We start from the raw sequence: 19674 nt of genomic DNA, 5'->3' as shown, positions 1-19674 counted from the left end.
CGAGATTCCCGCACCCGCGGGGTGGGAAGGGGCGGGGTGTTCGGTCGGAAGAAGACACGCAGCGGTCTGAACAATCTGAACGATCTGATGGAGCAGCTCAGGCCCGACCTGAGTCGGCAATCGCTCGGCGTCGGGCCCGCCTTCCCGGGCGTCGCGCCGAACCCGCTCCTGAGCCGTGATGCCTGGAAGCGCAACGCGGAACTGCGTACGGGGGTGCTCGCGCTCGGCGTTCTCGTCGACTGGCGGGAGGTCAGCAGCGACGGCAGTCCGCGCGTGGTCCTGATGTTCGACGTGGAGACCGCTGACGGCATCTCGTTCCGCGGTATCGCGGACGAAGACCTCACGATCACCGAGCTCACCCGGCTCGCCTCAGGACAGACGTTGCCCGTGCGCTACCGGCCTGCCGTCCTGGACCACTACGTCGCCCTTGCCCGGGACGCGGACCCCGCCCGGGTGCAGCAGCTCGCTGACGAGATCGCGCGTCGCAAGCGGACCTGACCCGAAGCCGTCGGTTCGCGGAGGCTGACCGCACCGCTGACCATCCCGATCCATTGTGGACCGAGACGGTCGTTGCTGGGGAGCGGTCCTGCGGAGCGAATCGTTCTGGCGGCAAAGGACAGTTCGAGCGCGGACCAAGGCGCGACCCCAGCCCGGACAGTCACCCTCGAAGTGCGGCCGACCGGCGCATGAACGCCACGTACAACGCACCAGGCACGATCAACCCGAGCAGCCACGAGATGTCCGCGCCGCCGAGCAGCGGTGCGATCGGGCCGACGAAAATGCCTTCCACGTTGGCGAACGGGATCTGCACCGCGATCCCGAGCACGTAGGCGGTCAGCGCGGGCCAGGCCCAGCGGCCGTAGCGGCCGTTCGGGTCGTAGAGCGCGTCGAGGTCGTACTTCTCCTTGCGCAGCAGGTAGAAGTCGACCAGGTTGATCGAGCTCCACGGAGTGAGGAAGTACAGCAGGAAGTCGAGGAACAGCACGAAGTTCGACAGGAACTGCCCGCGGCCGAGGATGGCGATCACCGCGCCGACCACTCCGACGCCCGCGATGTAGCCGATTCGCGTGGCCTGCGAAAGAGCCGCGCGGCGGCCGAAACCGGTCAGCGCGGTCGCGACGGTCATGTAGCCGCCGTAGATGTTCAGCACGTTCACCGTGAACTTGCCGAGCGCGATGGCCAGCAACAGCGGGATCAGCAACGCTTCGCCGCCGAGGCCGACGACGTACGCGACTTCGTGGCCCTTGAACGCTTTCCCGGCAATGGCATAGGCCATCGCACCGAAGGACATCGCCCACACCGCGCCGAGCACCGTGCCGCCGTACGTCCACCAGAACGTCGCGCGCACCGACGTCGCCGACGGCAGGTAGCGCGAGGTGTCGGCGACGTACGGGCCGAAGGTGAGCTGCCACGACGCGGTCAGCGAGATCGCCAGCAGGAACTTCGGGAAGTCCAGGTGCGGCGCGGCGAGCACGGCGCCGAGGTCGTGCCCGCTGACCAGCCGGATCGTCAGGTAAAGGAAGACGACCACGGACAGCGCGGACGCGAGCCAGCCGAACCGGTGGATCAGCCGGTATCCGACGATCGCGATCAGCGCCGAGGCGAGCGCGTAGACCGCGATCGCGGCGTCCGTCGGCAGATGCGTGATCTGGGCGACCGCCTGGCCGCCGAGCAGCGAACCGCTCGCGAAATAGCCCAGGTACATCACCACGACGAGCACCAGCGGGAGCGCCGCGCCGTACACGCCGAACTGCGCGCGCGACTGGATCATCTGCGGGATGCCGAGCTTCGGGCCCTGCGCGGCGTGCAGCGCCATCGGAATGCCGCCGAGCGCGTTGCCGAGCACGACCGCGACGATCGCCCACAGCGGGTGCACGCCGACCAGCACCGTCAGCGCGCCGGTGACCGCCGAGGTGATCTGCGTGTTCGCGGCGAACCACAGGGTGAACAGACTGCGCGGGTGCCCGTGCCGCTCGGACTCGGGCACCGGGTCGATCGAGCGTCGCTCCAGTGTGGCCGCCACGTGCCCCTCCTGCGGATCTTCGGTGAATGCGCTGGACGAACTCAACGTCAGCGCGCCCCTTCCGGCCAAGTGGTCGCCGGACGATTCTGTCTCGGATCCCAGACTGTGACCAGCTGTCAGCGCCTGGCAGCGGACTGCCAGCGGAGTGTGCGGGCGGTGCCAGCGAAGCCAGCCAATCTTCAGAGGTCACCAGCTCACAGGGGAGAACAATGCAGACTCCAGTCACCATCATCGGCGCCGGCCTCGGCGGACTGACCCTGGCCCGGGTCCTGTACCTGCACGGGATCCCGGCCACGGTCTACGAGGCCGAGGCGTCGCCGATGTCGCGGTCCCAGGGCGGACTGCTCGACATTCACGATTACAACGGCCAGATCGCCGTCGAGGCGGCCGGCCTGATGGACGAGTTCCGCGGCCTGATCCTCGAGGGCCGCCAGCAGATGCGGATCCTCGATCCCGACGGCACCGTCCTGCTGGACCATCCCGACGACGGCACCGGCGGCCGTCCCGAACTCCTGCGCGGCGAGCTGCGGCAGATGCTGCTCGACTCGCTTCCGGACGGCACCGTCCACTGGGGCCGGAAGGTCAGCGGCGTCCGCACCGTCGCCGACGGACACGAGGTTTCCTTCGCCGACGGCGGTTCGGTCGTCGCGAAGCTGCTGGTCGGAGCGGACGGCGCCTGGTCGCGGGTGCGGCCGCTGCTGTCCGACGCGGTGCCGGAGTTCATGGACCTCGCGTTCGTGGAGACGTACCTCTACGACGCGGACACCCGGCACCCGGCGGCCGCGAAGGTCGTGGGCGGCGGCGGAATGGGCGCGCCCGGACCGGGGCGGCGCATCATGGTGCACCGCGAACGCGACGCCTTGCACACCTACGCGATGCTGAACAAGCCGCAGGAATGGTTCGACGCGCTCGAAGGCCTCGACACCCCGGCCGCGCTCGCCCGGATCGAGGCCGAGTTCGACGGCTGGGCACCGGAAATCCGCGAGCTGATCTCCGGCGGCGACACCGCGCCGATCCTGCGCCGGCACTACCGGTTGCCGGGCTTGCACCGGTGGGAGAGGACCCCCGGGGTGACGCTGATCGGCGACGCGGCACACCTGCAGGGTCCGAACGGGGAAGGCGCGAACCTGGCCATGCTCGACGGTTCCGATCTCGCCGAACTGCTGGCCGCGCACCCGGACGACGTCGAGACCGCGCTGGCTCTGCACGAGGAACGGATGTTCGCCCGCAGCGAGGAGGTCGCCGCCGAGTCCGCGGAGATGGTCAAGCGGATCACCGCCGACCACGGCAAGGACACCGCGAAGGTCGTGGCCGACGGGTTCCGCCGGATGCTCGCCAAGAGCCGGGAACCGGCGGAGCGGGTCAGCTGAGAGCCCGGCCGGGGCGCACGGTCAGCGCGCCGTGGCAACGGAAGGCGATCTCGGACAAGTCCCCCCCCGGAACCATGCGCGCGAATCCCGTAGCGGGGCAAGAAGCAGCGCAGCAACTCCCCGTCGGGTAGCTCGGCGATCGCGGCGACATCCCCGACGCCGGTCTCGATGTCATGCCCGGGGATCGCCCGGCGCGGAAATTCAGGCTCCGGCGAGACGGTGCGCTTTGAAGAACTGAAGAATCACCGGGGTGGCGTCGATGGCGGCAGGGGTGTCGGAATCGTTGTTCGGGCGGGTGCTCGGCCAGACGTGTCCGGCCCCCTCCATCCGGAAATGCACCAGCGAACATCCGGGCCACCACTGCGTCACCACGTCGCGTACCGGAGAAACCGAGACAGGGTAAGGGAAACACCGGTCCCGCGCGGCCCATCCGTCGAGCCAGTCCGGAATGGACGGAAGGCCCTTGGCCGGATTTCCGGTGTAGGGAATGGTGGTGTCGGCGGTGCCGTGGAAGTCGAGCAGCGCGACCTTCCGGCTCGGGTGGCACGCGCCGCCCTGGGGGTAGAACGCGCCGGAAACCGGGGCGAACGCGGCGATCCGGTCGGCCATCCGGCACGCCAGCACGCCGACGAAGCCGCCGCCGTTCGATTTGCCCGCCGCGTAGATCCGCGTCGGGTCCACGCACATCCGGTGCTGCAGCGAGGTGAGGAGGTCGCCGGTGAACCGGACGTCGTCGACCGGGGCCGAGTAGGGCGCGCCGGTCCAGGCGGATTTGCCGTCGGTGCCGGTGACGCCCTGCGGGTACACCGCGATCACGTCCGAACCGGAGAAGCCGGACAGTTCTTCCTGGTACTCCGCCGTGCGGCCGTGCCCGTGATAGGAGAGGACGACCGGGTACTGCCGGTGCGGGTTGTACCGCGCGGGCACGTAGATCCGGTACTCGCGATCGATCCCGCCGGACGTCAGATGCTCGACCGTCGTGGCGCCCGCGCCGGTCACCGCCTGCCCGCACCCGGTCGTCGACACCGGCCCAGCCGGCTCGGCCGCCGAAGCCGGTGCGGAGAGCACCCCGAGCCCGATTGCTGTCGCTAATAGGGCAACGCCTGCACGGAAACGTCCGGACATCCGATCCTCCTCGATCGACGGGCGAGCGCGACCATAGTCACCCCGGATCGGCCCCGGACGAACCTTTCGTTCATTGAGTTAACGGCTAGGCTCGCCTGGGTGACGGACGCGGAAGAGTCCTCTGCCAACCGCATCACCGGCGGCCGCTTCGACAAGGTCGTGATGGCCGGGGCGGTGCACGGCGACATCAATGTCGGCCGGTCGGGCGACAGTCCGGCGGATCTGGCCGACCCGCTGATCGCCTCGGTCCGGCTGCAACCCGGCGGAACCCTGGCCGATCTGGTGCTCGACACCGATCCGCCGCAGGTCGCCGTGCCCGGCGGGACGGTCCACATCATCACGGTGGAAGCCAGAACGACCCGCGCCGTCGTCCTGCAATCCGCGCGGGTGGTGGTCGTTTCGCGGACCCCTCCGCGCCCGGCCTGCCTGCAGGTCCGGATCGGCGGACTCCTGGAACCGCGCCCGTTCACGACCGATTTCGACGCTCCGTCGCCGCGACTGGTCGCGCAAGGCCCGGACTTCCCGTTCACCGTCAGCGCGACCGACGTCGAGCAGTTCGAGATCGAACCGATCACCACCACCCACGAGGTCGCCTGGCAGTTGGAAGTGGACTGGACCTGCGCGGGTCGCCACGGCACCACGGTCATCGACAACCACGGCGAGCCGTTCCACGCGTACCCAGTGCCCGCTCTGTTCTCCGGCCGCTCGCATTCGGTGCTCAGCTCCGGCTGCGATCTCTTCCACGAACGCGGCTGCCCGGCCACCCTGCTGGAGGGCGCTCCCGCTTCGCTTTGGGACCGCGCACAACCTCCGCCGTATCCGGTGCTGCCGCCGTTCTCGGTCCCTGAGGTCCCCTTCGACCTGGACCGGGATCCCGACCTGAAGGAATCGTGGCCCGAATACCGCCGCGTCGCCAACGCCATCCGGATGGCGGCCGCCTCTGGCGATTTCCGCAGCCACGAACCACCGGAGTACCGCGCGCTGCTCATCCGAGTGCTGCGCTACCTCTTCGTCTCCGGCCAAGCTCAGCCCGGTGCCGCCCTGGGACGGCTCATTCACGCCGAATGGACCACGGCGCTGGGCGAGGACCACCCGGACACCCTCGCCGCCGCCAACCGCCTGGCCGGTTGCCTGATCGGTATCACCGAGCACGCCGAGGCGCGCGACCTGCTGTCCGACCTCCTGCCCCGGGCGAGCCGTGCCCTGGGCGAGGACGATCCGCTGACGCTGGTCGTCGCGAGCAATCTGTGCGTCGCGTACATGGGGCTGAACGAATACGAACGCGCCCGCGACCAGACGGAGGACGTCCTGGCCCGAACCCGCCGTGCCCTGGGGCCGGATGCGCTGGGCACCTTGCGGACTACCGGGAATCTGGTGCAGATCCACCTCCGGCTGGGCGACCGGGCTTCGGCGCTCGTAGTGTTGGAGGACCTGCTGCCGAGGTGTCGAAGGGTGCTGGGGGAGGACCATCCACAGACGGTGAGTGCTGCTGCGGCGCTGGCCCAGCTCCAGGAGTGAGTCAGGATTTGCCTTGCCGCAGGGCGGTTTCCGCAGTAGCGAGATGGTCCGGACCTATGCCCACAGCAGGATGGACCGGGATCAAAGCGGTCGCGAGGCGTCCTCGGCGTTCGAGGAATCGCTGCCGGGCGCTGGGGAACAGATCGAAGTCGTCATCGAGCCACGCCAAGGGCCGCCCCGCCGCGAAGCGGCCGACCGCGCCGTACTTCCAGTCCGGGTGCTGCTCGTAGGCGCGCACGCCGACCACGGGAAGCGCGGGCAACCCGAGCGCCGGGCCGACGGTGGCGTTGGCCTCGTCTTCCCATGAGGTCACCCACGCCAGCTCGGCGCCGGTCCGCTCGGCGAGAGCGAGCAGCGCAGTCCCGTGCGCCGGATTGAGCCAGGCCCGTCGCCCGGCCTTCCGCCGCCATCGCGAAGCACGCCACTGGTATTCGACGAAGCCGGGCGGCGGGATATCCGCCGCGAAGGGGTTCAGCGGCCCGTCCACGTCGAGCAGCAGAATCGGCTTCACGCTCCGACGCTACTCGGCACCCGACCCAGGTCAAGGACGGCAAAACCCCTTACCCGCCAACACCCGCTCCACCGAAGCCGTCACCTGCGCCGCCGGCAGCTCCCCGCTCTCCACCGCCCGCTGAAGCCGATCCACCACGGCCCCTACGTCGTTGTGCCCAGAAGAGAACAACGCCTGGTCGGCCCCCGCCTGCAAGGCCTTCAGCACCGCATCCGGCAACGCGAACCGGTCCGTGATCGCCTTCATCCCGCCCAGGTCGTCGGTGATCACCGGCCCGGTGAAGTGGAACTCGTTGCGCAGCAACCGATACGCCTCCGGCGCCAGCGACGCGGGCTCGTCCCCGGTAAGCCCCGGGACCTCCAGGTGCCCCACCATCACCCCGACCTGGCCGTACTCCGAAATATCGCGATAGGGCACCAGATCAACCCGGCGCAGCTGGCCGAGCGGCGGGGTGACGACGGTTCCCCGGTGGGAATCGCCGGATCCGTGGCCGTGGCCCGGGAAATGCTTGAGCACCGGCTGCACGCCGCCCGCGCGCAGGCCCTCGGCGAAGGCCATTGCGTACTGCCGGACCTTTTCCGGGTCCGGGCTGTACGAACGGTCGCCGATCACCGCGTCGTCGGGTTCGTCGCTCACGTCCGCGTCCGGTGCGTAGTCGACAGTCACCCCGCGTGCGCGCAGTTGCTTGCCGCGCTGCTCGCCGATCGCGCGCACCTCGTCCGGTGTCTTCGAGGCCGCGAGTTGCCGCGCGCTCGGGAGCGAGCCGTCGAGGTCGTCGATGCGCTGCACGCGTCCGCCCTCCTCGTCGACCGCGACCGAAACCGGGATCTTCGCGGCTCGCTGGACGCTGTCGAGCGCGCCATTTTGCAACAGCGTGGTCTTTTTGTCGCCCACGAAGATCCCGCCGACCTGCTGCCTCCGCACGAGGTCCGCGACGCCCGCCGGGTCGCCCGCGTTGACGCCCGGGACCACCAGCTGCGCCACGCGCGCCCGCGGATCCATCGACGACACTGCGGCCGCGCACGCCAGCTGTCCCGGCGCAGTCTGCGAAGGCGACGTTGACGCAGGTGGAGCGGCTTGCGGCGAACTCCCCGCGCTGGGTGCGGTGAGCGGAGTAGGCGTTGCTGTTCCGGAAACGGAACGATCCCCGGAACAAGCGGAAAGTGCACATATGAGCGTCAAGCCGCTGACGGCGCCTGCGGTGATCCAGCGGGGTCGTGCGTGCGCCTTCATCATTTCCTCTGCATGTCCGGACCGGTCTCCGTGACGGTAACCGAACCCCACCGGCGGGCCCAACTTCACGCTGTGAAGAATGAGCGCGTCCCGACTAGAGATTTCGTGAAGCCGCAGTGGGCACACTGCTGGAACACGACAGGCGAGTGCTCTGCACCGGGGAGGCAGCGATGAATCAGGTCAAGGTTGCGGCATGGGCTTCGGACCCGATCACTCTCGCGGGCCTCATCGACCATTTGCGCACGCGCCGCGAGGTGCGGGTGATGCCGGGCCAGCAGCGCGGTGAAGCCGCGGTGCTCGTGTTCGCCGCGAACCGCGTCACGCGCGAGGTGAAGGCGGCGCTGCGGGCGGCGGCTTCGGAGACGCCCGCGGCCATCGTGTTCATCGCCGGGTACGTGGATGCCGACGATCTGGCCGAGCTGGCCGCCTGGCACGTCGCCGCGGTGCTGCCGCGCGACGCGATCGGCGGCGACCAGCTGGTGCGCAGCATCGTGGCCGCCGCTTCCGGGCGCGAGACCTCGATGCGGGATCTGCTGCACCAGGCCGAGACCCTGCGCCGCGGCGGCGACCACACCAACCTGTCGCCGCGCGAGGTCGACGTGCTGCGGTTGATGGCCGAGGGCTGGGACACCGCGGAAATCGCGAACAAGCTCTGCTACTCGGAGCGGACCGTGAAGAACGTGATCTACGGCATGACGAACCGGCTCAAGCTGCGGAACCGTCCGCACGCCGTCGCCTACGCGCTGCGCGCCGGAGTGATTTAAAGGATGCTCACCACGTGCGAAAGCTGACCCGGCGCCCGGCCGTTGCCGCGCTCGCCGCCGCATTCCTGTTACTGGCGGCCGCGTGCGGTTCCGCCGCGTCCTCGGGGAAGATCACGCTCAGCGTGGCCACATTCGGCGAGTTCGGTTACGCGCCGCTGTTCGAGCAGTACCAGAAAGATCATCCGAACGTCGAGATCCGCAGCCGGGTCACCGATTTCGACACGCATTTCAAGAGCCTCGCCACGCAGCTGGCGGCCGGGCGCGGCGCGGCCGACGTCGTCGCGGTCGAGGAGCAGTACATCCCGAAGTACATCCGGGCCAAGGACAAATTCGTCAACCTGGCCGACTTCGGCGCGGACAAGCTGAAGCAGCAATGGGCGTCGTGGAAGTGGGCGCAGGGCACCTCGGGCGATTACGTGTTCGGGCTCGGCACCGACATGGGCAGCCTCGCGATGTGCTATCGCCGGGATCTGTTCCAGCAGGCCGGATTGCCGACCGACCGCAAGGCCGTCGCGGAGCTGATGCCAGACTGGGCCGGTTACGCGCGGACCGCCGCCCGGTTCACCGAAAAGCTCCCGAAGGTGAAGTTCGCCGATTCGGCGGGCACCGTCTACACCGCGATGCTCAACCAGTCGCCGGAGAACTACTTCTCCGCCAAGGACGATTCCTACATCGCCGATCGCAATCCCAGCGTGCACAACGCGTTCCAGTTGTCCGGCGGCCTCGCGCAAGCCCACGAAACGGCGGGCGCGACCACCTATACGCAAGCCTGGAACGTCGCGATCAAACAGGGAAGTTTCGCGACCATCGCGTGTCCGGCGTGGATGCTCACGCAGATCAAGGAAGCCGGCGGCGACGCGGTCAGCGGCAAATGGGACGTCACGACCGTGCCGGGCAACAGCGGCAACCAGGGCGGTTCCTTCCTCGCCGTGCCGAAGCAGAGCGCGCACCCGAAGGAAGCCTACGATCTCGCGCAGTGGCTGACCGCGCCCGCGCAGCAGAAACGGCTTTTCCTTTCCGACGGAATCCTGCCGAGCGAGCCGAGCGTGTATCAGGACCCGCAGGTCATCGCCCACACCGATCCCTATTTCTCGAACGCGCCGGTCGGCCAGATCTACGCGACGTCGGCGGACAAGCTGCGGCCGAACTACCGCGGCCTGCACGACGCTGACGTGCGTCCCGAATTCGGCCGCGCGCTCGGCCGGATCGAGGACGGGAGCGAGAACGTCGAGCAGGCGTGGGCCGACGCGGTCCGGATGGGCCGCGACGCGATCAAGTAGCTGTCGTGGACCGGAAGCTCACCCCCTACGTCTTCATCCTGCCGTTCTTTGTCCTTTTCGGAGTGTTCGGCGCCTTCCCGCTGCTGTACACGTCGTGGGTTTCGCTGCACCGGTGGGATTTGCTTTCCGGTCCGGAAGGCGGTCTCGGCTTCGCGAATTACGTCGAGCTGTTCGGTGACCCACGGTTCTACAACGCGCTGTTCAACACCGTCAGCATCTTCCTGCTCGCCGCGATCCCGCAGTTCTTCCTCGCGCTCGGAATCGCCGCCCTGCTGAACCGGCCGCTGCGGGCGGCAACCTGGTGGCGGGCCGGGCTGTTGCTGCCGAACCTGGTGTCCGTGGTCGCCGTCGGGCTGGTGTTCGCGCAGCTGTACAGCTCGGGCTACGGCGTGGTCAACGAGGTGCTCGGCTGGTTCGGGGTGCCGCCGGTCTCCTGGCAGTCGCATCAATGGTCGTCGCATCTCGCGGTCGCGAGCATGGTGATGTGGCGCTGGACCGGCTACAACGCGCTGATCTACCTGGCCGCGATGCAAGCGGTGCCCCAGGATCTGTACGAGGCCGCCGCGCTCGACGGTGCTTCGCGGTGGCGGTCGTTCTGGTCGATCACCGTGCCCGGCATCCGCCCGACGATTGCGTTCACCGCGGTCGCGGGAACGGTCAACGGGCTCCAGTTGTTCGCTGAGCCGCAACTGTTCGACGCCACCGGCAATAGCGGCGCGGGCGGCAACGACCGGCAGTTCCAAACGCTCACGATGTACCTGTACGAAAAAGGCTTCGGCAAATTCGACGCCGGATACGCGGCGGCCTTGTCCTGGGTGATGTTCCTGATCTGCCTGGTGTTCGCGGTCTTCAACTACCGGCTGGTGCGCCGGTTCGTGGGCGCGCCGTGATCCGCCGGGGCCGGGCCGGGGGCTGGGTGTACGCGGTGCTGGTGGGGCTGGTCGCCTCGTCGCTGTTTCCGCTGTACTGGTCGTTCGTGGTGTCCACTCGGGACAACGCGGCGATCGGGGAGACCTCGCCGCTGCTGCTGCCCGGCGGCCACCTTTTCGACAACATCCAGCGCGTTTTCACCACTGTCGATTTCTGGCTGGCGATCGGCAATTCGCTGATCGTCGCGACGACGGTGATGGTGTCCAATGTGGTCCTGTCCAGCTTCGCCGGCTTTTCCTTCGCCCGGCTCCGGTTCCGCGGCCGCAACACGCTGTTCCTCCTCGTGGTCGGCTCGGCGATGGTGCCCGCGCAGCTAGGGGTCGTCCCGCTTTACCTGGTGGTGAGCGATTTCGGCTGGTATGGCCGCCTCGAAGCGGTGATCGTGCCCGCGCTGGTGAGCGCGTTCGGTGTGTTCTGGATGCGCCAGGCGTGCGAGGGTTCGATCGACCAGGACCTGGTCGACGCGGCCACTGTGGACGGAGCGTCGATCCTGCGCACGTTCTGGCACGTGGCAGTCCCGGCGATCCGTCCACAAGCGACTGTCTTGGCCATGGTCACTTTCCTCGGCGCGTGGAACGACTACTTCTGGCCGCTGGTAGTCCTCGACCCGGCGCAAACGCCGACCGTGCAGGTAGTCCTGTCCCAGCTGGCCAGCGGCTACTTCACCGACTACGCCTTGATGCTCACCGGCGCGACGCTGGGCGTCCTGCCGGTGATCATCCTCTTCCTGCTGCTCGGCCGGAACCTGGTGCGCAGCATCTCGACCGGCTTGACCCGGGCCTAACTCACGAGACGTAACGCCCGAAGAACCCGGCAATCGCGGACCGCTGCACCGCGATGCTCACCCGAGGATCAATAGTTCCGATCCGCGTCTGCTGCACCTTCGGATCAACGGCGACCCGCTGCGCCAGCTTCGGCAGGAACCACTGGACATCCGTGTAGCTGTAGTGCATCGCCGCAGCCAGGGTGATGTCCTGCTTCGGCGCCGAAGTGTGCTCCCACAACGACTTCCACGCGGGCGACGTCCGATGGCTGCGCGCCTGCCCGTCGCTGGTGCTGCCGGACGACCCCATCAGCAGCACCGGCCGCGACACCCCCTCCGCGCCGGCGCGAGTGAGCTGCTTGCCATCGACGTCATAAGCCAGCCAACCGTCCAGATCGGCCGCGGCGTCCACTCGGGAGTCCACTGTAGACACCTCTGCGGCGGTGTCCCCGCCGAACGAATGCCCGATCGCCCCGACCCGGCTCAGGTCCATCGACTGGCCGAGCCCGGGAATGCCCGGCAGCTGGTCAAGGGCGAACCGGACATCCGCGACCCGCGTGCGCATCCCGGCGACCAGGTCTTTGCTCCCCTGAGAGAACACCACGCGCCCGTCGGGGAACACGACGAACGGCGCCTCGCCGGTGTGGTCGATGGTCACCACGATGTACCCGCGGCTGGCGAGATCCTCGGCGGTAGCGCTGCCCAGCGCCCGCAACGACGCCCAGCCCGGCGAGTACACGACCACCGGCCACCGTCCCTGCACCGGCGCGTTCGCCCGGGCGTGCGTCTCGACGGCCGCCCAGTCGACCTTGCCGGTCGGCAGCCCCAACGCCGGCGCCGCGCCCTGATCGAAGTACGGGGCGGCCTGCGCGGGCAGATACCGCGCCTTCGGACCGGAGCCGGGCCGAGTGGGATACCAGACGCTGACCATCAGCTCCCGGTTCCGAGCCTGGTCAACGAGGTGGACGTCGCGTTCGCCGATCGCGTGCGGCCCGGACGGCGTGGGAAGCTCGAAGGTGACCGCGGATTCGGCCGCCGCGGGCGCGGAACCCAAGGCGGTGACGAGGAGAGCGGCGGCGAGGACGGTTCGGAAGCGCATGCCGGAACTCTGCCGTTTCGCCCGGGTTGCCCGCCCCTGCCGACCGTCTCCAGCGACCCCCGACTTTAGTCAACCCGTCCGTCGCGCCACGGTGGTCGCCAGTTCGCTGCGCGACGGTGCGTCCAGCTTCCCGAGCAACCGCACGACGTGCGCCTGGACCGTCCGTCGCGGCAGGCGCAGCTCCGTCGCGATCTCCGGATTGGACCGGCCGGCGGCGACGAGCCGCGCGATACGGACCTCCAGCGTCGACAGCGATTCCCACCCGTGCTCGGGCCGCGCCGACGCCAGCGAAGCGCCACGCTGCACGCCGACCGCCTGCAACCGCGTCTCCGCGTGCTCCAGATTCCACGCCGCCGAAAGCTCCGTGTACAGCGAAGCTGCCTCATCGAACGCGGCCTGCGCGGCGTCCAGCCGACCCACCCGGGCCAGCAACACCGCCGCGTCCTCCAACGCACTGGCCAGCTCGGGTTTCCGCCCCACTGCCCGGAAATGCTCCACGGTCCGCAGCACCGGCTCCGGATCCTCGTCCAGCAATCCGCGGCACCATTCCGCAGCCGCGAACGCCCGCGCCGGTTCGAGCTCCTTCTCCGCCTCTTCGACACACACCGCCAGCGCCCGCTCCGCCGCCGCCCGGTCGCCCGCCGCCAACGCGATCTGCGCGAACTGCGGCAACCACTGATGCCGCAACATCATCTGCGCGTACGTCGGGTTCAGGATCGGCTCGAACACCGTGATCGCCTTCTGCAGATCACCCCGCTGATAGGCGACAAGCGCATGCGCGGCAAGCAAAAAGTCGAAACTCTCCCGTTCGGCACTCGTCGCGGGCGCGTGTTCCTCCGCCGCGTCCAGCAGCGCGGCCGCTTGCGCGCGTTCGCCCCGCCGTGCCGCGATGAGCGCCGCGACCCCGTGCAGCAGCAGCGCGGCGGCACCCGGTTCGCGCAGGCCGAAGAAGGTGATCGCCGGACCGTCCTCGGTCACCGTGTCCAGCTCCACCAGCGCTTCGTCCCACCGGCCTTCCCAATACCGGTGCACCGCGACGGAAACCTGCAACCCGCTCGGCATGCTGTGCCGCCGCGTCACCTCGGCGGCTTCCTGCAGCGTGCGGTTCGCGTCGTCCAGCCGGTCGAGGTTCTGCAGCGTGAAGACGCGGTTGTCCAGCAGGTCCAAATGCAGATCCGCCAGTTCGTGCTCGTCGCCGACGGCCGCGATCGCTTCGTCCACGTGTTTCAGTGCGTTGGCGTGATGCCGCCGCACGGAATCGACCAGCCACAACGTCTGCAGCGCGTGCGCGGTGAGGTAGCCGTCGCCGTTCGCCTCGGCCCGGGCGTGATGCGCGTTCCTTTCGGCGACATCGAGGTCGTCGAGCCCGCCGCGCCGGAAATTGGCGAGCAGATGGCGGCCCTTGACCCGCCACAGTTCCGGAACTCCCGGGTCCTCCGCCGGATTCCCGAGCGTTTCCACCGCGAGTCGCACGTCGCCCCGGCGGAACCGCATCGCGGACACGACGTGCCGCATCTCCGCCGCGTTGTCCGGATCGCGGGACACTTCAAGTGCTTGCAGCGCAAGGTCTTCCGGGCCTCGCTCGAGCCGGAACAACACCCGTACCAGCGCGACCAGCAACGGCTCGCGGCGCGGATCATCGTCCTCGATCCCGGCCAGCGCGCGCTCCAGCAGCTCGACCGCGATCAGCGGAGCCCGGTTCGACACCGCACTCTGGTGCTCCACCAGCCAGTCCAGCACCCACGGGTCCACAGTGGACGGCACAGCCACGAGCTGCTCGGCGACCCGCTTCACCGGCGCGCCGATCTTGGCCAGCGCTTCGGCCGCCTGGCGATGCTGCGCGGCCCGGGTTTCCGGCGGCAGATGGTGGTACAAAGTCTGGCGCAGCAAGGGAAGCCGGAACGCGAGCTGAGTTCCGGTGTCGAGCAGGATGTTGTCCGCCACGGCCGCTTCAAGCGGGCCGAGCAGGTCTGACGGCCGCTGTCCGAGTACCGCCGCGATGTCGCCGACCGCGAACTCCATGCCGAGAATCGCGCCCCAGCCCAGTACGTGCCGGGTCTGCTCGGGCAGCAGCTCCAGTCGCCGGTTGACCGCCGCGACGATCGATTCCGGCGGCTCGAACCGCAGCGGATCCGGGACGTCGGCGAGCCCGTCGCGCTGCTCGACCGCGCCCGAATGCACCAGTGCGTCCAGCATTTCCTTGAGGTACAACGGATTGCCGCCGGCGCGCGCGGTCAGGTCCCGCAGCCGCGGTCCGGGATCCGCGCCGATCTGCCGCTGCAGGAGGCACAGGACGTCGTCCTCGCCGAGCGGGCCGAGGTCGAGCACGATGCCGTCGCGCGTCTCGACGCCGCGGCGCAGCTGGGTCATCTCCGGCCGCTCCGGTGCCGGTCGCGTCGCGGCGACCAGCAGCAACGGCAACTGCCGGGCAGCCGCGGACAGCCGATGCCACACCAGCACGCTCGACTCGTCCGCCCATTGCAGGTCGTCCACCACGAGCAGCAGCGGCGATTCGGCGCACAGTTCGTCGACGAGGGCCAGCAGCCGGTCGACCGAATCCAGCACCGGGTCGCCGACGCGCCGCACCGGTTCCTCGCTGCTCAGCGCGACGCGCGCGCGGCGCGGATCCGGCGAATGCGGGTCGATCGCCAGGCATTCGTGCATGACCTGCAACGGAAACCGCATGCTCAGCTCGTCCGCGGCGACCCAGGCGACCTGCAAGCCGCCTGCGTCGCCGAACGCATGCGCCAGCAGCTCCGACTTCCCGATCCCGGCCTCGCCCTCGATCCACACCGCCCGGCCCCGGCCCGCGCGGACCCCGTCGAGCAGCTGGCGCAGCTTGCCGACCTCGGCTTCCCGGCCGAGCAACGGATCCCGCGGCGCACGCACCACCGGCTCGGGCACCGACGGTCGCGGCAGATCCAGCGCCGGGTCCTCAGCGAGCACGCGCTGGTGCAGCTCGCGCAGCCCCGGCCCGGGCTCCACGCCCAGCTCCGCGCGGATTGTGCTGCGCGCGTCGCGGAACACGTCGAGCGCGTCGGAATGCCGTCCGCTGCGGTAAAGCGCGAGCATCAGCGAGGCCCGCAACGATTCGCGCAGCGGATATTCGGCGGTGAGCGCGGTCAGCTCGGCGATGATCTCCTGGTGGCCGCCCATTTCCAGCCTGCTGCGGGCAGCTCGGTCCAGGGTGTCCAGCCGCAGCTCGGCCAGGTACGCGCGATGCCGTTCGGCGAAATTGCCGGGCACGCCGGACAGCGCTTCGCCGTGCCACAGCTTGAGCGCGGCGCTGAAATCGGCCACCGCGCGGTTGTGCGCCCCGGCCTCGGCCTCGCGTTTGCCGTCCTCCCGGTGCTGCTCGAACTTCGCCGCGTCCAGCGCTTCCGGCGCGAGGTCGAGCGTGTAGCCAGCCGGACCGGACCCGAGCACGGTCGAGGCGGACCACCGGGTGCGTTCGGGTTCCAGCGCGCGGCGCAGCCCGGAAATGTAGGTGTGCACGCTGCCTTCGACACTGGCCGGCGGCGACTCGCCCCATACGCCGGCGATCAGCTCGGCGCGCGGCACCGGCCGTCCGGCGGCGACCGCCAGCATGGCGAAGACCGCCCGCTGCCGCGCGGGTCCGAGCGAGATTTCGGTCGTCCCGCGCCAGGCGCGCAACGGGCCGAGCACCGTCACCCGCAAATCCCCTGGCATGCCGTTCCATTCGCCGTGTTGGCCGAGTTTACCGCCTCGATCATGGACGCGAGTCCACCCGGTTCACTCTCCTGCCGCACGCGCGCGGACCGGACTGGCCCGCCGGATGCCGTACGGCTGCATCCGCGTCTCGGCCCGCCGCACGTCCCAAGCCGCGCCGACCGAGGTGTAGCTGGTGAGTGCCGCGAGGAAAGCCGTGCGCGCCTCGTCGAGACGGCGGTACTCGGCGAGCAGGATCGCGGCGTCCTCGCTGGCGCGAGCGTGCTTGAGCATCCGTCCGGCGGCCTCGTAGTGCGTGGCCGCGCCGAGGATCGCGTCCGGATCCGCGGTGACCAGGCCCCGGCAGTGCGCGGAGGCCGCGGTGTGCGACGGCGGAGTGTCGTACCCGCTGGTGTCGCCCATCAGCCGCAACGCCCGGAACGCGTGCGGCTGGTCGCCGAGCTGCATGGCGAGCCGGGCGAGGTCGGGCAGCCACTGCTGGCGCGCCGCGGGCGGATAGCTCTGCTCCAGCAATGGCAGCAGCTCGGCGAGGGCGGCTTCCGGGTCGCCTTCCAGCTCGGCGAGCTGGGCGCGGGCGGCGAGCAGGTAGTCGCCGCCGTTCGGTTCGAGACCGTGCGGGAACTGGTGCCGGGCTGCCGCGTCGAGATGCGCGCGTGCCTCTTCCGGCTCGTCCCGGTGGCTCGCGATCAGCGCGCCGACACCGTGTACCAGCAACGCCGATCCCGGGCTGCGCAACACATACGACGCGGTTTCCGCCCCGCCCCGGATGACCGTGTCGAGTTCGGCGAGAGCCTCGCCCCAGCGACCGCGCCAGTAGTAGTGCACCGCGCCGGCCAGGTGCATTTCCCCTGGCACCGCGCGGGTCGCGGCCAGCCGTCGCGCGGTGCTCAGGTCGGCATCGTTGTCGAGGCCGTCCAGCACGCCCAGTTCGGACAGATCCGGTTCGGCCGCTTGATGATCGACGGCGAACCGCTCGATGGTCGCGCGCAACGTTTCGTGCCGCCCGCGCCACATCTCCGGCACCTTCGGATCGGCCAGCGTACGGCGGACTTCCGAGGAGGCTTCGGCGAATTCGCCACGGCGGTAATAGATGTAGGCGAGGATCCAGCGCATTTCCGCGGCCTGCCTGCTGTCCTTGGTGCGCGCGACCACCGACCGCGCCTCCGCCTCCGGCTCGCGGCCGAGCCAGAACAGCAGCCGGGCGAGCGTGGCGGTGAGCGGCTCGCGCGCTTCGGCGGGCAGCACGGCCTGTTTGACCACCTGTTTGAGCAGGTCCACCGCGATCCGCGGGGACTGCGCGGCGACCGTGCCGATGTGCTCGACCAGCCAGTTCGCGACCCACGGATCCACCTGCGCGGGTGCGGCGGCCAGTTGCTCGGCGACGCGTTCCGCGCCCGCCCCCGCACCATCGAGCGCCTCGGCCAGCTGCCGGTGCAGTGCGACGCGCATCGCGGCGGGCGTCTTTTCGTACAACACGCGGCGCAGCAACGGATGCCGGAACGCGAGCAGATCGCCGGACTCGACCAGCACTCCCGCGGTGAGTGCCTCCTCGACCGCGGCAACGAGCGCGGTCGGCGCGCGCTCGGTGGCGATCGCGATGTCGGCGAGCGAGAATTCCTTGCCCAGCAAGGCAGCCCAGCGCAACAGATCTCGCGCAGAGCTGGAGAGGAAGATCAGGTACAGCGTGATCCGCGACCCGAGCGGCGACGGGATCGAACGGCACGAGGAACCGTCCACGATCGCGTGCGCGCCGTCGAGCAGGATCATCGAATTGGCGAGCAGCGTTTCGACGATTTCGGTGGCGTAGCGCGGATTTCCGGCGGCATGGCCGAGCAGAATCGAGAACATCCGGTTCGGCGGCGCGCCGGTGAGGTCGGCGGAGATCTTCCGGATCTCGTTGTCCGGCAACGGTTCCAACCGCAGCAGCGACGTCGCGCCGGACGACAGATCGGCGGCCAGCGCTTCGAGCGCGGCCGAGCGGGGGAGCGGACGGCTCGCTCCGACGAGCAGCAGCGGCAGCCGCCGGGTCTCGCGGGCGAGGTGCTGCCACACCTGCAGCGTGGTTTCGTCGGCCCACTGCAGATCGTCGACCACGAGCGCGAGCGGACCGTCCGCGCAGAGCTTCCGGACCAGCCCGAGAATGCCCTCGACCGGGTCCAGCTCCGGGTTCTCGGCGAGCGCCACCGCCAGTTCCGCGCGGCGCAGATCCGAGGCACGCGTGTGCACGCCGAGCGCGTCCAGCAACGGACGCAAGGCAAAGCCCTGGTCGAGCGAATCGGCCGCGGCGAACAGCGCGGTGTAGCCGGTTTCGTGGGCCAGCGCGACGGTTTCGGCCAGCAGCGCGGTCCGGCCGATCCCCGGTTCGCCCTTGACCCACACCGAACGGCCGAGGCCGCCGCCGAGACCGGCGACGGCCTCGTTAAGCAGCTGAAGCTCGTTCTCGCGCCCGACAAACGTCGCTGGGCGCGGCGGCAGCACCGGCAACGGGAAGCGCGGAACCTTAGTGACCGGCGTGGGCGTGACCGCCTCGTCGGCAGCCAGCAGCTTCTCGTAAAGCTCTCGCAGCGCCGGCCCCGGCTCGGTGCCGGAGGCTTCGACCAGCCGCTCGCGCAGCTCGGTGTAAACGGTGAGCGCCTCGTGATGCCGGCCCGCCTGGTCAAGCGCTCGCATGAGCAGACCGTGCAGCGGCTCGCGGAACGGATGGTCCGCGGCGAGTTCGCCGAGCTGCGTGACGAGCCCGGCGGACTCGCCCGAGTCCATCGCCAGCTCGGCGCGGCGTTCGACAGTGGCCAGCCGGAGCTCCTCCAGCCGCACCCGCTGCGCGGTGGCGTAATGACCGGACAGGCATTGCAGCGGCGTGCCGTCCCACTCCGCGAGAGCCTCGTCGAGCACGCTCCGCGCTTCGGCCCGGCGTCCCTCGGCGAGCAGCCGGTTGCCGAGGTCGCGCAGCGCGCTGAAGCGGTGGACGTCGATCTGCTCCGGTTCGATGCAGAGCGAGTAGCCGGACCCGGTGGAGGCGATCAGCCGCGATTCGGCTCCTTTGCGGCGGCCCGGTTCGAGGACGCGGCGCAGACCGGAGATGTAGGTGTAGATGCTCCCCTGCGCGCTGGCCGGGGGCGCGTCGCCCCACACCGCGTCGATGAGCACTTCGCGGGAGACCGTGCGGTTCGGGGAGAAGGCGAGCACCGCGAAGACTGTGCGCCGATGAGCGGAACCGAGGTCGAGCTGCCGGTCGCCGAGCCAGGCTCGCACCGGTCCGAGCAGCTGGATTTCCGGCGCCGGGACGCCGCCGGATGCCGACATCGGTCTCCCTTCACGCGCTGACGGATCGTCACACGCCGGATGCCTCTGGTGAGCTTACGCCGAAA

Annotated in this window: 14 protein-coding genes; 7 read left to right on the top strand and 7 right to left on the bottom strand. The window is 69.7% G+C overall.

Going from position 1 to position 19674, the window contains the following annotated elements:
* Positions 1-87: 87 nt before the first annotated feature.
* Positions 88-498, top strand: a complete 411-nt coding sequence (locus tag ACZ7OI_RS24270) for a hypothetical protein (protein ID WP_470266453.1) — start codon at positions 88-90, stop codon at positions 496-498.
* A 160-nt stretch (positions 499-658) separates the two neighbouring features.
* Here the strand turns inward: ACZ7OI_RS24270 and ACZ7OI_RS24265 are convergent, their stop codons facing one another.
* Positions 659-2023: a purine-cytosine permease family protein gene (locus tag ACZ7OI_RS24265; RefSeq protein WP_470266452.1), complete on the bottom strand. Its 1365-nt coding sequence runs from the start codon at positions 2021-2023 to the stop codon at positions 659-661.
* A 209-nt stretch (positions 2024-2232) separates the two neighbouring features.
* Between ACZ7OI_RS24265 and ACZ7OI_RS24260 the strand changes: the two genes are divergently transcribed.
* Positions 2233-3393 (top strand): FAD-dependent oxidoreductase, encoded by a 1161-nt coding sequence (locus tag ACZ7OI_RS24260; RefSeq protein ID WP_470266451.1) that lies wholly within the window; start codon positions 2233-2235, stop codon positions 3391-3393.
* Between the two features lie 201 nt (positions 3394-3594).
* Here ACZ7OI_RS24260 and ACZ7OI_RS24255 read toward each other — a convergent pair whose 3' ends face one another.
* The gene (locus tag ACZ7OI_RS24255; protein ID WP_470266450.1) at positions 3595-4518 is read right to left on the bottom strand and encodes a CE1 family esterase; all 924 of its coding nucleotides are present in this window, start codon (positions 4516-4518) and stop codon (positions 3595-3597) included.
* Between the two features lie 99 nt (positions 4519-4617).
* Between ACZ7OI_RS24255 and ACZ7OI_RS24250 the strand changes: the two genes are divergently transcribed.
* Positions 4618-6036, top strand: a complete 1419-nt coding sequence (locus tag ACZ7OI_RS24250) for a tetratricopeptide repeat protein (protein WP_470266449.1) — start codon at positions 4618-4620, stop codon at positions 6034-6036.
* Between the two features lies 1 nt (position 6037).
* On the opposite strand, the gene ACZ7OI_RS24245 is transcribed toward ACZ7OI_RS24250, so the two are convergent.
* Together ACZ7OI_RS24245 and ACZ7OI_RS24240 are read right to left on the bottom strand one after the other, a co-directional pair.
* Positions 6038-6547, bottom strand: a complete 510-nt coding sequence (locus ACZ7OI_RS24245; RefSeq protein ID WP_470266448.1) for an HAD domain-containing protein — start codon at positions 6545-6547, stop codon at positions 6038-6040.
* A 30-nt stretch (positions 6548-6577) separates the two neighbouring features.
* Positions 6578-7549 carry a glycoside hydrolase family 3 N-terminal domain-containing protein gene (locus ACZ7OI_RS24240; RefSeq protein WP_470266447.1) on the bottom strand — a complete coding sequence of 324 codons (972 nt, stop codon included), beginning with the start codon at positions 7547-7549 and terminating at the stop codon, positions 6578-6580.
* A 401-nt stretch (positions 7550-7950) separates the two neighbouring features.
* On the opposite strand from ACZ7OI_RS24240, the gene ACZ7OI_RS24235 reads away from it, so the two are divergent.
* The 4 genes from ACZ7OI_RS24235 to ACZ7OI_RS24220 are packed head-to-tail and all read left to right on the top strand — an operon-like array spanning position 7951 to position 11538.
* Positions 7951-8544, top strand: coding sequence for a helix-turn-helix transcriptional regulator (locus tag ACZ7OI_RS24235; RefSeq protein ID WP_470266446.1), 594 nt, complete (start codon positions 7951-7953; stop codon positions 8542-8544).
* 14 nt (positions 8545-8558) lie between these two features.
* Positions 8559-9824: an ABC transporter substrate-binding protein gene (locus tag ACZ7OI_RS24230; RefSeq protein WP_470266445.1), complete on the top strand. Its 1266-nt coding sequence runs from the start codon at positions 8559-8561 to the stop codon at positions 9822-9824.
* A gap of 5 nt (positions 9825-9829) precedes the next feature.
* Complete coding sequence (locus ACZ7OI_RS24225; RefSeq protein ID WP_470266444.1) at positions 9830-10714, top strand: carbohydrate ABC transporter permease; 885 nt, start codon at positions 9830-9832, stop codon at positions 10712-10714.
* The gene (locus ACZ7OI_RS24220; protein ID WP_470266443.1) at positions 10711-11538 is read left to right on the top strand and encodes a carbohydrate ABC transporter permease; all 828 of its coding nucleotides are present in this window, start codon (positions 10711-10713) and stop codon (positions 11536-11538) included. The genes ACZ7OI_RS24225 and ACZ7OI_RS24220 overlap by 4 nt, the downstream gene beginning before the upstream one ends.
* A 1-nt stretch (position 11539) precedes the next feature.
* Here ACZ7OI_RS24220 and ACZ7OI_RS24215 read toward each other — a convergent pair whose 3' ends face one another.
* The 3 genes from ACZ7OI_RS24215 to ACZ7OI_RS24205 all read right to left on the bottom strand — a co-directional run bounded on the left by ACZ7OI_RS24215 (position 11540) and on the right by ACZ7OI_RS24205 (position 19609).
* Positions 11540-12616 (bottom strand): alpha/beta hydrolase family protein, encoded by a 1077-nt coding sequence (locus ACZ7OI_RS24215; RefSeq protein WP_470266442.1) that lies wholly within the window; start codon positions 12614-12616, stop codon positions 11540-11542.
* A 69-nt stretch (positions 12617-12685) separates the two neighbouring features.
* The gene (locus ACZ7OI_RS24210) at positions 12686-16306 is read right to left on the bottom strand and encodes a BTAD domain-containing putative transcriptional regulator (protein WP_470266441.1); all 3621 of its coding nucleotides are present in this window, start codon (positions 16304-16306) and stop codon (positions 12686-12688) included.
* A gap of 63 nt (positions 16307-16369) precedes the next feature.
* Complete coding sequence (locus ACZ7OI_RS24205; RefSeq protein ID WP_470266440.1) at positions 16370-19609, bottom strand: BTAD domain-containing putative transcriptional regulator; 3240 nt, start codon at positions 19607-19609, stop codon at positions 16370-16372.
* Positions 19610-19674 lie beyond the last annotated feature (65 nt).

The organism is Amycolatopsis sp. NPDC114503 (genome assembly GCF_055633655.1).
This window is presented reverse-complemented; position numbering and strand designations above follow the sequence as displayed.